This window comes from Longispora fulva (genome assembly GCF_015751905.1).
Taxonomy (GTDB): Bacteria; Actinomycetota; Actinomycetes; order Mycobacteriales; family Micromonosporaceae; genus Longispora; species Longispora fulva.
Genome location: NZ_JADOUF010000001.1, coordinates 3,543,139 through 3,554,976, shown reverse-complemented (window position 1 = coordinate 3,554,976; position 11,838 = coordinate 3,543,139). Strand labels below are relative to the sequence as shown.

Here is an 11,838-nt window from a genome sequence, read left to right as displayed (position 1 = left end):
AGACCCCGAACAGACGGTCCCAAGCCTGTCCGGAGCGGCCCGGAGGCCGCGACCGTTCCCTCGCGGTCGCCGGTCTGACCTGCCATGCCCTCCCCTCGGACGAAACGAGGAAGTCATGCCCCACCCCTCACCCCGATGGCTCGCGGTCCTCGTGGCCGTCGCGGCCCTCGGACTCGGCCTGCCGGCGTCCGCCGGCGCGTCCACCCCCGCGCACGACACGCCGCGGGTTCCCTCCGACCAGCCGGCACACGGCATGGTCTACCGCGACCTGGTGCCCGGCAGCGCCGCGTGTGCCGGGTTGTACCGGCTCCGGCTGTCGGGCGCCTGTACCCACGGCCCCGACATCGCCCCGCCGGGGCTGAACGCGAAGGCCCCGGTAGCCCCGGCCGCCCCGGCACCCGCGCCGCTCGCCGCCGCCCCGTGCGTCGGTGACGGCCAGTCCGGCAACCGGGTGCAGGTCATCTACGTGCACGGCCCGAACGCCGACCGGTACAACCAGTACAAGGCGTCGTTCGTGCAGTGGTCGCAGGACATGGACACCATCTACAACGAGAGCGCCAAGGAGACCGGCGGCACCCGGCACATCCGGTTCGTGCACGACGCGGCCTGCGTGCCGACCGTGCTCGACGTCGGGATCAGCGCGGCGGCGATCGGCTCCTTCGACGGAACCATCAACGCCATGAAGGCCCTGGGCTACAACCGGGTGGACCGCAAGTACTCCCTGATCACGGACTCCACGGTGTACTGCGGGATCGGCGAGTTCCGGGGCGACGACCGCAAGATCGCCGCCAACCAGAGCAACTTCGGCCCGATGTTCGCCCGGTCCGACAGCGGCTGCTGGAACGGGCAGGTCATGGCCCACGAACTCGGCCACAACCTCGGCGCGGTCAGCTACAGCGCGCCCAACACCAGCCACGGCGCGCACTGCACCGACGAGTACGACGTCATGTGCTATTCCGACAGCCCCAACTACCCGCCGATGCGCATCCTGTGCGCCGACCGGGCGCACGAGAACCGGCTCGACTGCAATCACGACGACTACTACCACACCAACCCGCCGGCCGGCAGCTACCTGGCCACCCACTTCAACGTCGCGGACAACGTCTTCCTGATCGCCGGCGGTGGCGGCCCCAACCCGCCCGGCCGGATCCCCGGACTGACGGTGCGGTCCGCCGACAGCCAGGAGACCGCGAATGAGAACGGGGCCGCCGCCAACGTCGTCGACGGCGACCCGGCCACGATCTGGCACACCGCCTGGTCGGCCGGCAACCCGCCGCCCCCGCACGAGATCCAGCTGGACCTGCACGCCACCTACCAGGTGACGAGCCTGTACTACCTGCCCCGCCAGAGCGGCGGCAACGGCACGATCGCCCGCTACGAGGTGTACGTGTCCACCGACGGCGTCACCTGGGGCACCCCGGTGGCGACCGGAACCTGGACCAACACCACCACCGAAGAGGCGGCCACGTTCGCGCCCAGAGCCGGCCGCTACGTGAAATTGCGCGCCCTGTCCGAGGTCAACAACAACCCGTGGACCTCAGCCGCCGAGATCGCCGTCGCCGGCACCTGACCGACCAGGGCGCGGTGACCGGTTCCGGTCGGTCACCGCGCCCGTCCGGGCTTGCCCCGGCCTGTCAGCGTCGTCGAGAGCCTGAGGAGGATCCCATGAATCCCGACCAACTCCGGGCGGCGCTCGTCGCCGTGCCGGACCGCAGCTGGTTGATCGGGGCGCTCCACCGCGTCGCGGTGGAACCGTCCACCATCGCCGGCCTGTACTCGTTGGCCGCCCGCCGCTGCGGCAACCGGCCACTCCCGCAGGCGCCGGGCTGGACGGCGGACGTCGCGGCCCGGGTGCTGCTGCTGTCGGTCCTGCCGATGCGCGGCCGGGCCCTGGCCGCCGTGGTCGAGAAGCTCTACCGCTTCGGTGACGCGCTCGAGCGGCGCACCGTACTGCGGGCCCTGGCGATGCTCGACCTCGGCGGCACGGCGGTGCACCTGCTCCGCGACGCCTGCTCGGGGAAGGACCCCGCGCTGCTCGCCGCGGCCCTCGGGCCCTACTCGGCGCACCTCGACGACGAGGCCTGGCGGCAGGCCGTCGTCCGGTGCGTGCGGATGGGCGTGCCCCTCGGCGTGGTGCACGACCTCGACGAGCGGGCCGACGCCGAACTGGCCCGGATGCTCACCGACATGGCCACGGCCCGCCGCGCCGCCGGACGGCACCTGTCCACCGACGCCGCGGCGCTGCTGCGCCGCCTGACCGCTGGGACCACCACGTGACCAGGCGCTCCGCCCTCGTCGTCGTCGGCCTCGTCGTGGTGCTCGCGGCACTGTGGCCGCGACCGGCGCTGGCGCACGGCTCGACGATCGCGTTCACCGTGGCCGGTGACGGCGCGGGCCACGTCCGGGCCGCCGGGGTGTGGACCGAGGACGGCCACCGGGTCGACGTACCCGTCGTGGTCCTGCTGACCGCCGTGCGCACCGCCGGCGAGGGCGCGCAGCGGATCGGGCCGGTGCGGATGGTCGCCGTGCCGGAGCAGACCGGGGTGTACGCGGCGTTGGACGTGCTGCCGCCCGGCCGGTGGGAGACGACCGCCGAGTCTGCGGACCCGGCGCTCGGCCGTGGCCAGGCGGTCCTCGACGTCGGCGGCACCGCGACCGGGTTCCCCGCCGACTTCCCGCCCCGGGAGCCCGACGAGCCGGTGTGGAACCGGATCGAGCGGCTGCTCAGTTGGGGCGTGCCGGTGCTGGTGATCCTCGGCTGCGTCGGCGCCTACGTCCGGCACATCCGCCGGGACCGACGCGGCCGGGCGCGGCCACACCGGGTCTACGGCTAGCTTCCACAGTTCCCGATTTATCACCTGATATCGGGTGTAGCGTCAGAACCGGTGTGAGCACGAACCTGAGGGGTGATCGAGATGTCGGACGCGGACACGCATCGGCTGGTGCCCGAGGAGATCCTCAACAAGGGCCGCTTCGAGCTGATCGACCAGGTCTTCGCCCCGGACTACGTGGAGCACGTCATGATCCCGGGATACTCGCAGGACAGGGAGGGCCTGCGCCAGTTCTTCACCGCGTACCTGGCCGCGTTCCCCGACCTGGACTGCGCCATCACGAACGAGGTGAACGAGGGCGACAGGCACGTCATCCACATCACGGCCACCGGCACCATGACCGGCGAGTTCATGGGGATGCCGCCGGTGAACAAGAAGGCCTCCTGGGAGGAGATGCACATCTCCCGGATGAGCGGTGGGCAGATCGTCGAACACTGGGGAGTCGTCGACCAGTTCGGCATGATGCAGCAGCTCGGCTTCATCCCGACCGGCCCGTAGCCCCCGGGGCCGCGCTCGCCCCGACCGGCGGCGTCCGCTTCCGCGGGGACGCGCCCACGGACTGCTCCACCTGTTCGCCTCCCGCCCGCCGCGTACCCGTCGGCAGGGTTGCCTTGACGCCGGCGACAAGGTCTAGCGTGACTTCCACGGAGACGTCAGGGAGGGCACGTGCTGATCGGGGAGTTGGCTGAACGCGCCGGCACGAGCACCCGGGCGCTGCGGTACTACGAGACCCGGGGGCTCCTGCACGCCCGGCGCTCGTCGAACGGCTACCGCACCTACGACGCGGCGGAGTTGCGCGTCGTGCACGAGATCCGGGCGCTGCTCGCCGTGGGCCTGACCCTCGACGACATCCGCCCGTTCGTCGACTGCCTGCGGGCCGGCAACAGCTCCGGGGACGTCTGCCCGGACTCGGTGGCCGTGCTGCGGCGCAAGCTCGCCGAGGTCGACGCCGCCGCCGCCCGGCTGGGCGAGGTCCGCGAGCGGTTGCACGCCCAGCTCAGCCATGCGATCACCCACCGGGAGGACACTTGCACGCGACAGACCTGCTAGTCACGGTCACCGACGAGACGTTCGCCGCCACGGTGCTGGCCGCAGACCGGCCGGTCGTGGTGGACTTCTGGGCCGAGTGGTGCCCGCCGTGCCGGAAGATCTCCGTGAGCCTGGCCGAGCTGGCCGAGGAGTTCGACGGGCGGCTGGACTTCGTGGCCCTCAACTCCGACGACAACCCGCGCACCACCCGCGACTACGGGGTCATGTCCCTGCCGACCCTGCTGGTGTTCCGGGGCGGCGAGGTGGTCGGGTCCCTCGTCGGCGCCCGACCCAAGGGATACCTGCGGGACAAGCTCGGCGCGCACGCCGCCTGACCGAGCAAGCGAAGGCGCGTGACCGAGGAAACCATCGGCGCCTGACCCCGCCCGGCCGCGGAACCCACGCCGCACACCCGCACTCAGCCGAGGAAGCTCAGCCGGACCGGGCGGGGCCGGCAGCCGACAGGTGACGGCCCCGCCCGCTCAGCAGGCCACCCGCTGGTAGCGCAGCGTGCCGTAGAAGAAGACGTTGTCGTCGACGATCGCGAAGCCGTACCAGCCGCCCCTCGGCGCCGTGTACCGCAGCGTCTGGATGCCCGTGGTCGTGTGGATCGGGACCCGGGCCGCCGCCTGGGCCCGGGACCGCACCGGGTTGGCCGGGTCGCTGGCCAGCACCATGACGTCGCCGTAGCTGCTGGCGCCCCACACGGTGACCGCCAGGCACTCGCCGGCCGCGAGGTACACGTCCCGCAGCGCCAGTGGCCAGTGCGGAGAGTCCATCTCGTACACCGGCTGGGCCTGGGTCATGGGCGGCAGGATCTCGTTGGGCTGCGCGAACCCGATCTGGTACCCGCCGGTGCCTGCGTAGTAGCGGGTCTGGGCCTGGTACGCCCCCGGCGTGCGCAGGTTCGAGTCGATCGCCACGACGTCGACCAGGTCGGCGCCGAGCGCGCTGCCGCCGACCGCGGCCCCGGCGCCGTCGAGCAGGGTGACGTCGTAGTCGACGGACTTTCCGGGGTTGGTCGTCGGGCGGACCCACACCGCCGACCAGTAGTTGCTCGTGGTGGACAGGGCGTAGGTGGCTCCGGTGGTGCCGTCACCGACCTCGAGCCGGGTGTTCGGGCCCAGCGGGACGGGACCGGCCAGCGCCGGGCCGGTGGGGACGAGCACGACGGCGAGGGACAGGACGGTGGCCGTCAGCAGACGCAGGGGGCGGGACACGTGCGCTCCATTCCTCAGTGGGACCGCGCGACTGTACCGGGCACCCCCGACACTTTCCGCCAGCGCCCGGAAGCCGGCCCGGAGGCCGGACCCGAGCTCGACCCCGACGCCGGCTCAGACCAGCGCCTTCTCCTGCGGCACGGCCGGCACAGCCCTGGTCAGCCCCCGGGCCCGCCACATGAACCCGGCGACGAGGAGCACGACGACGCTGGCGCCCCCGACCACGATCCGGTAGTCGGCGAACGCCGCCAGGATCGACCCCAACCCCAGCGCCAGCACCTGAGGGGTGCTGATCAGCGCGCTCGCCGCCGTGTTCGCCCGCCCCATCAACTCACCCGGGGTCCGCTTCTGCATCAGCGTGTTCACGGCCACGAACGCTATCGGCAGCCCGACCCCGGCGACGACGGCCGCGACCAGCGCGATCGGGAGCAGGACGGTCGGCCGGACCGGGGCAGCCATCCCCGCGAGGGCCACCCCGAGCAGGCCCATGCCGAGCCCGATAGCGGCGACCTCGCCGATCCGGTGGATCACCTTCGCCGAGGACAGGCCGCCGATCAGCGCGCCGACGCCCTGCACGGTGACCAGGACGCTGATGAACGGCGCCGACCGGTGCAGTCCATGGTCGACGAGCGCGAAGACCATGGCGTCGAGCAACCCGAACGCCAGGGCCGCTCCGGCGACGCCCAGCACGGTGCGCCGCAGCGCCGGCTCGCCGAACAGGTGCCGGACCCCGGCGGTCATCTCGCCCCACCAGTCGAGCTGGGAGGGTTCGACCGGCGTGCCGCGTACCTTGAGCAGGGCGATCGCCCCGGCCGCGATCAGGAAGCTGACGGCGTCGATGACCCCGACGAGTGCCCCGCCGGCCGTGGCGTAGATCGCGGCCCCGGCGATCGGCGCGCCGAGCCGCAGGCCCTCGCGGACGGTCTGCAGCGCGCCGTTGGCCTCGGCGAGCAGGTCCTCGGGGAGCATGTCCTTGATCAGGGCGGACAGCGCCCCGCCGAGGACGACGCCGGAGAGGCCGAAGGCGACGGCGACGGCGTACACGATCCAGGTCTGTTCGCGGCCCTCGACGGCGAGCAGCGGCAGCAGGGTGACGGCGGAGAGCACGTTGCCCCAGATCAGGAACGGCTTGCGGCGGAACCGGTCGACGCCCCAGCCGAGCAGGGGCGCGAACAGGCTGGGCAGGACCATGCACAGGATGGTCGCGCCGGCGGCGCCGTTGGAGCCGGTGAGTTCCCGGACCCATATCGACAGCACGAGCATGAGGAGCATGTCGCCGACCATGCTGGCGGCGAGTCCGGTGAACAGCAGCCGGAAGTCGGAACGGCGGAGGACGGCGCGCATCATTTCTCCATCGGTGGGGTGGCGGGGACGCCCCAGGCCATGAGGCGGATGAGTCGGGCGCCTTCGGGGCGGGTCGAGCGGTCGCGGAACCGTTCGGCGTTCATGACGAGCAGTTCGCCGATCTGCCGGCCGAGGTCGGCGAGCTCCTCGGGGGTCAGCCAGGCCAGGCTCTGGTTGGTGAAGCCGGCGTCGCGCCACGCGGCCGGCTCGGTGCGCCGGCGGGCGTTCCAGGCCTCGAGGGCGTCGAGTTCGCGGCGGGTGAGGAACCGGGTGGCCTCGTCGCCGGCCATCGCCAGCTCGGGGTCGTCGTGGTCGCCGCACCAGCTCCGCGACGTCAGCACCATCTGCCAGGGGCGCTGCCGGCCGGTGCCGCCCTCGGCCTCCTCGACGTAGCCGTAGCGGTGCAGCAGGCGCAGGTGCCAGGAGCAGTTGGCCGGGCTCTCGCCGACCCGGTCGGCGAGCTGGGAGGCCGTGGCGGGGCCGTCGGCGAGGAGTTCCTCGATGAGGCGGATCCTCAGTGGATGGGCGAAGGCCCTCAGCTCGGCAGGGTCGGAGACCTGCCGGTGCGGAAGCTCGGACATGCCCCAGAGCCTCTCATCGAAAGACCCCTTTCGAAAGGGTACTTTCGATCAAGAGTTGATTACGAGGTGAGCCGCGCGGCGACCATCGCTGCGGCCCGGTCCGCCATCAGGATCGTGTAGTGGTTGGTGTCGCGCACCAGCTCGGCGCTCAACGCCGGGGCCCGCCCGACCCAGTGGTCCACCAGCGGCTGCGGGTGAAAGCCGGGCTCCTGGCCGAGCATGCCGCGCGGCGCGTGCAGGAGCAGGGTCGGCACCGTGACGCGCTCCAGATCGTCCCCGAAGGACGCGGCGTCGACGATCAGGTCCCTGCCGTCGGCGCGCACCGCGTCCCCGCTCGTCCGCGACCGGACGGCACCCGGCCCGCCGACCGCGTCGTAGCGCACGTAGGCGGCCATGTCCTCGGTCCAGTCCCCGCCGAGGGCCGGGTGCGCGCGGAAGAAGTCCACGTAGGCGTCGATGTCGGCGTAGGTCTCCGTCAGCCGGGCGATCGCCGGTCCCACGGTCAGCCACAGCACGTCGTCGGGATCCATACCCTCGGGAGCCGGCAACGGCAACCCGCCGTCGATCAGCACCACCCTGCTGAACAGCTCCGGCCGCAGCCTGGCGGCCCGCAGCGCCGCGTACGCGCCCATCGACTGGCCGGCGAGCACCACCGGGGCGCCCAGGTGCTCGGCGGCGGAGGCCAGGTCGGCGGCGTGCGCCGTCATCCCGTACGGCCCGCCGACCGTCGAGCTGCCGCCCCGGCCGCGCAGGTCCAGGGCCACCAGGCTCCAGTCGGGCGGCAGGTGCCGGGCCACCGCCAGGTACGACATCGCCGACGCCGTGAGCCCGTGCGCGGCGAGCACCACACGCGGACCCTCGCCGAACCGCAGGGCGTGCAGGGCGCCGCCGGCGACGGGGATCTCTACGGACTCCATGGATCAACCTCCCAGGCGGTGGCGCGCTTTCACCCTACCGGTGTCCGGCGTCGCGGAGACGAGCGACCGGGCCGGATCAGCCCATAGTGGGACGTTGTCGCGCTTCCGACAGTGGCCACGGCCGACCGGTGGCCCTATGTTGCCCCTATGGGCGATCTTCTACGGTACGAGTCGGAGCACGGCACCATCCTCATCGAAGAGCGTGACGGCGAGGGCCTGGAGCGGATCGGTCTCCTCGACCACGTCCGGCCGTCGAAGAAGGGCCTGGAGGCCGCGCTCGCGCAGATCCGTCCGGCTATCGAGTCGACGCTGTCCATGGTGCGCGGCCTGACCCGGCGCCCCGACGAGGTGGAGGTCGAGATCGGGGTCACCCTGACCGCCGAGGCCGGTGCCATCGTGGCGCGCACGTCCGCCGAGGGACACCTGGTCGTCCGGGCGAGGTGGAAGCTGACCGGCGACGACAGCGACACTCTCCGACCGGCCGGCTAGGGTGAGGGCGTGGCCAGTTGGGACGACGTGAGCCGCCTCGCGCGGGAGCTGCCCGAGACGGTGGAGCTGACCTCCGCCGACGGCCAGCTCGCCTGGCGGGTGCGGGACAAGCCCCTCGCGTGGGAACGCCCCCTGCGCCGCGCTGACCTGGCGGCCCTGGGCGAGGCGGCCCCCGACGGGCCGGTCCTGGCGGCGCGGGTGTCCGACGTCGGGGCCAAGGAGGCGCTGCTCGCCGAGGACCCGGACGTCTACTTCACGACCCCGCACTTCAACGGGTACCCGGCGATCCTGGTCCGGCTCGACCGGATCGCCGAGCCGGAGCTGCGGGAGCTGTTGACGGAGGCGTGGCTGCTGCGCGCGCCGAAGCGACTGGCCGCGCAGTTCCGGGCGGCGAACGACGAGCCCTGGCCGGACGCTGACCGGCCGCACTGACACGTCCGCGCTGTGCGGCGCGCCTCGATCACCCTAATTCCCGCCGTATCTCTACAGATTCGGGCACTCGACCCCTGCCGGTGTGCGCACAATGTCGTCAGTGTCGTGAACGGCTGAGGAGGCAGGGTTGAACAAGGGTGAGCTGATCGAGGCCATGGCCCCACGCCTGGGAAGCAAGGCGGCGGCGAGCGAGGCCCTGGACGCGGTGCTGGCGGAGATCTCCGTGCAGGTCGCGCGGGGGGAGCGGGTGTCGCTGCCGAACTTCGGTTCCTTCGAGAAGCGCAAGCGCGCGGCCCGGACGGGACGCAATCCGCAGACCGGGGCCGAGATCAAGGTGAAGGCCACCAACGTGCCGGCGTTCAAGCCGGGCGCGGGGTTCAAGGAGATGGTCGCCTCGGGCAAGGTCCCGAAGGCGAAGCGCTAGCGCGGTGCCCGTCGGGCCGACCCCGAGGGGCCGGCCCGACGGTGCGTGCTGTTAGTTCCAGGCCTCGGCGTTCAGGTAGTTCGAGTGCCCGACCACGTAGTAGTGGCTGCCGTACAGGCCGCCGACGCACTTCTGCTGCCACTGCCAGCCGCTGGTGGCCTGGTAGCCGACCCGCTGGGCGGTGTCGAGGTCCCACAGCTCGACGTTGCCCCAGTGGCCGAGGGCGGTGTTCTGGCCGCCGAAGCAGACCGTGTGGTTGCCGTTGGCGGGCAGGGTGCCGCTGACGCAGCTGGAGTCGCCGCCGGTGAAGCAGCTCACGTCGTCGCCGGCGCTGGCCGGGGTGGCGGCCAGGACGCTGCCGAGGCCCACGACGGCGAGGGAGGCCGCGACGGTGGCGGCGCGGGCGAACTTCCGAGAAATCATCTCAACTGTCCTTTCAGGTGTCCTTCAGGAACCTGAGGAGACTATGAGTGGACTCATGAGGTTTTCTGGATCAGTTCTGTACCGAGGCTGCACTCATCGTGATCGATCGGACGTGGCTGTCGCAGCACGGCCACGCCCAGCGGCGCGAGGTCGAGCGACCCGGTGACCTCGCGTCGGCCCAGCAGGTCGTAGCCGTGCTCGGCCGTGACCGTGCGGGCCTCCCGGGTGCGGTTGACGAGGAACACGTACCGCGTGGTGTCCGTCTGCCGGACGCGCCGGACCACGGCAGGGGCGGCCGCCGGGTCCAGGTCCGGGCCGAGTCCGGCCCGGCCGGAGAGGTCGCCGACCAGCGCGCGCAGGGCCACCGGGTCCAGCCGGGTGCCGGCGTAGGCCGCGCTTCCGGTGCCGACCGGGCGGCGGGTCGCGGCGGGCAGGCCGGCCAGGTCCCCGTCGGCGAACCGGACGAGCACGTCCACGCCGGGGTCGACGGCGATGTGTTCGGTCCACAGCGTGCCGTGCCCGGCCCGGTCCAGCGCGGCGACCGCACCCGGCGCCAGCGGCGCGAACTCCTCGACCCGGACGCCCAGCAGGTCGCGGAACGCACCGGGGTAGCCGCCGGTCAGGACGCGGTCGTTCTCGTCGACGATGCCGGAGAAGAACGTGGTGACGAAGTGCCCGCCGCCGTCGACGTGCGCCGTGATCCGGGCTGCGAGGTCGGCGGGCACCAGGTGCAGGCCCGGGGCGACGACCATCCGGTAGCCGGTCAGGTCCGCGTCGACGGGTTGGACGTCGGTGGCGATGCCCAGCGCCTCGAAGGCCTTGTACCAGTCCAGCGCGAGTTCCCGGTACCGGAACAGCTCGCTGGGGTGGGAGTCGAGTTCGCTGGACCACCACGACTCCCAGTCGAACAGCACCGCCACCGACGACGGCGCGGCCCGGCTGCCGGCGACCTCACCCAGCTCCCGCAGCGTGGCGCCGAGGTCGCGGACGTCCCGCCACAGCCTGGACCGGGTGCCGGCGTGCGGCAGCATCGCCGAATGGTACTTCTCCGCGCCGGCGGTTGACTGCCGCCACTGGAAGAAGCTGATCGCGTCGGCGCCGTGCGCGAGGTGCGCGAGGCTGTCGCGGGCGAGCTGGCCGGGGGCCTTGGCGTGGTTGACGGGCTGCCAGTTGACGGCGCTGGTGGACTGCTCCATCAGGAACCACGGCGCGGAGTCGGCCAGGCCCCGGACCAGGTTGGCCGAGAAGCACAGTTCCTCGAAGGCGTCCGGGCGCGCGCCGGTCAGGTAGTGGTCGTTGGAGACCAGGTCGACGTCGTGCCGCCAACCGGCGTAGTCCATGTTCCGGGTGTCGCCCATGACCATGAAGTTGGTGGTCACCGGGATGTCGGGGGTGAGCTCGCGCAGCACGGCGGCCTCGGCGCGCAGGTGCTCCCGCAGCGCGTCGGAGGAGAACCGGTGGAAGTCGAGCTGCTGGGCCGGGTTGGGGTAGCTGGCGGCCAGCCGGGGCGGCAGGATCTGCTCCCAGGCGGAGTAGCGCTGCGACCAGAACGCCGTGCCCCAGGCGGTGTTGAGCGCGTCGAGGGTGTCGTAGCGGGCGCGCAGCCAGGTGCGGAACGCCGCCGCCGCGTCGTCGGAGTAGTCGAGCGCGTTGTGGCAGCCCAGCTCGTTGGACACGTGCCACATCGCGAGCCCGGGGTGCGCGCCGTACCGGTCGGCGACGGCGCGGACGTGTTCCAGGGCGTACCGGCGGAACACCGGGGACGTCGGCCGCCAGTGCTGCCGGCCGCCCGGCCCCAGGGTGCGCCCGTCGGCGGTCACGGGCAGGATCTCCGGGTGCAGCGTGGTCAGCCACGGCGGCGGGGACGCTGTGCCGGTGCCCAGGTCGACGGCGATGCCGTTGTCGTGCAGCAGGTCGAGGATCTCGTCGAGCCAGTCCCAGCGCCACTCGTCCGGGGCGGGTCGCACCTCGGCCCAGGAGAAGATCCCCAGGTTGACGATGTTGACCGACGCCTCGCGCATCAGGGCCACGTCCTCGCGCCAGGTCCGCGGGGACCACTGCTCGGGGTTGTAGTCGGCTCCGTACGCGATCGGGTTGTGCGGGTGTGGCCAGCGGAGCCAACGGTGTGCCATGCGGGTGTACTCCCAG

Annotated in this window: 15 protein-coding genes; 9 read left to right on the top strand and 6 right to left on the bottom strand. The window is 72.4% G+C overall.

The features are described from left to right. The first annotated feature begins 115 nt into the window (after positions 1-115). From IW245_RS15685 to trxA, 6 genes are all read left to right on the top strand, one after another. Entirely contained in the window at positions 116-1,570 is a 1,455-nt protein-coding gene (locus IW245_RS15685) for a discoidin domain-containing protein (protein WP_197003918.1), read from the top strand. A 95-nt stretch (positions 1,571-1,665) separates the two neighbouring features. Then, complete coding sequence (locus tag IW245_RS15680; RefSeq protein ID WP_197003917.1) at positions 1,666-2,277, top strand: EboA domain-containing protein; 612 nt, start codon at positions 1,666-1,668, stop codon at positions 2,275-2,277. Further along, entirely contained in the window at positions 2,274-2,834 is a 561-nt protein-coding gene (locus IW245_RS15675) for a hypothetical protein (RefSeq protein WP_197003916.1), read from the top strand. The genes IW245_RS15680 and IW245_RS15675 overlap by 4 nt, the downstream gene beginning before the upstream one ends. Positions 2,835-2,915: 81 nt before the next feature. After that, a complete protein-coding gene (locus tag IW245_RS15670) occupies positions 2,916-3,329 on the top strand; it encodes an ester cyclase (RefSeq protein WP_197003915.1) in 414 nt (137 codons plus the stop codon). Positions 3,330-3,497: 168 nt separating this feature from the next. Further along, positions 3,498-3,881, top strand: a complete 384-nt coding sequence (locus tag IW245_RS15665) for a MerR family transcriptional regulator (RefSeq protein ID WP_197003914.1) — start codon at positions 3,498-3,500, stop codon at positions 3,879-3,881. Next, a complete protein-coding gene (trxA, locus tag IW245_RS15660) occupies positions 3,860-4,195 on the top strand; it encodes a thioredoxin (protein WP_231398815.1) in 336 nt (111 codons plus the stop codon). The genes IW245_RS15665 and trxA overlap by 22 nt, the downstream gene beginning before the upstream one ends. Before the next feature lie 147 nt (positions 4,196-4,342). On the opposite strand, the gene IW245_RS15655 is transcribed toward trxA, so the two are convergent. From IW245_RS15655 to IW245_RS15640, 4 genes are all read right to left on the bottom strand, one after another. Beyond that, on the bottom strand, positions 4,343-5,080 hold the full coding sequence (locus tag IW245_RS15655) for a hypothetical protein (RefSeq protein WP_197003913.1): 738 nt from the start codon (positions 5,078-5,080) through the stop codon (positions 4,343-4,345). 114 nt (positions 5,081-5,194) lie between these two features. Then, positions 5,195-6,424 carry an MFS transporter gene (locus tag IW245_RS15650; protein WP_197003912.1) on the bottom strand — a complete coding sequence of 410 codons (1,230 nt, stop codon included), beginning with the start codon at positions 6,422-6,424 and terminating at the stop codon, positions 5,195-5,197. After that, positions 6,424-7,005, bottom strand: coding sequence for a winged helix-turn-helix domain-containing protein (locus IW245_RS15645; protein ID WP_197003911.1), 582 nt, complete (start codon positions 7,003-7,005; stop codon positions 6,424-6,426). The genes IW245_RS15650 and IW245_RS15645 overlap by 1 nt, the downstream gene beginning before the upstream one ends. 59 nt (positions 7,006-7,064) lie before the next feature. Beyond that, entirely contained in the window at positions 7,065-7,922 is an 858-nt protein-coding gene (locus tag IW245_RS15640) for an alpha/beta hydrolase (protein ID WP_197003910.1), read from the bottom strand. A 147-nt stretch (positions 7,923-8,069) separates the two neighbouring features. Here IW245_RS15640 and IW245_RS15635 point away from each other — a divergent pair, with 147 nt between their 5' ends. From IW245_RS15635 to IW245_RS15625, 3 genes are all read left to right on the top strand, one after another. Further along, entirely contained in the window at positions 8,070-8,411 is a 342-nt protein-coding gene (locus IW245_RS15635; protein ID WP_197003909.1) for a CU044_2847 family protein, read from the top strand. A gap of 9 nt (positions 8,412-8,420) precedes the next feature. Further along, positions 8,421-8,843, top strand: coding sequence for an MmcQ/YjbR family DNA-binding protein (locus tag IW245_RS15630; protein ID WP_197003908.1), 423 nt, complete (start codon positions 8,421-8,423; stop codon positions 8,841-8,843). Between the two features lie 127 nt (positions 8,844-8,970). Continuing rightward, the gene (locus tag IW245_RS15625; RefSeq protein ID WP_197003907.1) at positions 8,971-9,267 is read left to right on the top strand and encodes an HU family DNA-binding protein; all 297 of its coding nucleotides are present in this window, start codon (positions 8,971-8,973) and stop codon (positions 9,265-9,267) included. Positions 9,268-9,318: 51 nt separating this feature from the next. Here the strand turns inward: IW245_RS15625 and IW245_RS15620 are convergent, their stop codons facing one another. Then, on the bottom strand, positions 9,319-9,690 hold the full coding sequence (locus tag IW245_RS15620) for a hypothetical protein (RefSeq protein ID WP_197003906.1): 372 nt from the start codon (positions 9,688-9,690) through the stop codon (positions 9,319-9,321). Between the two features lie 53 nt (positions 9,691-9,743). Beyond that, on the bottom strand, positions 9,744-11,822 hold the full coding sequence (locus IW245_RS15615; protein WP_197003905.1) for a beta-galactosidase: 2,079 nt from the start codon (positions 11,820-11,822) through the stop codon (positions 9,744-9,746). Positions 11,823-11,838: the final 16 nt, after the last annotated feature.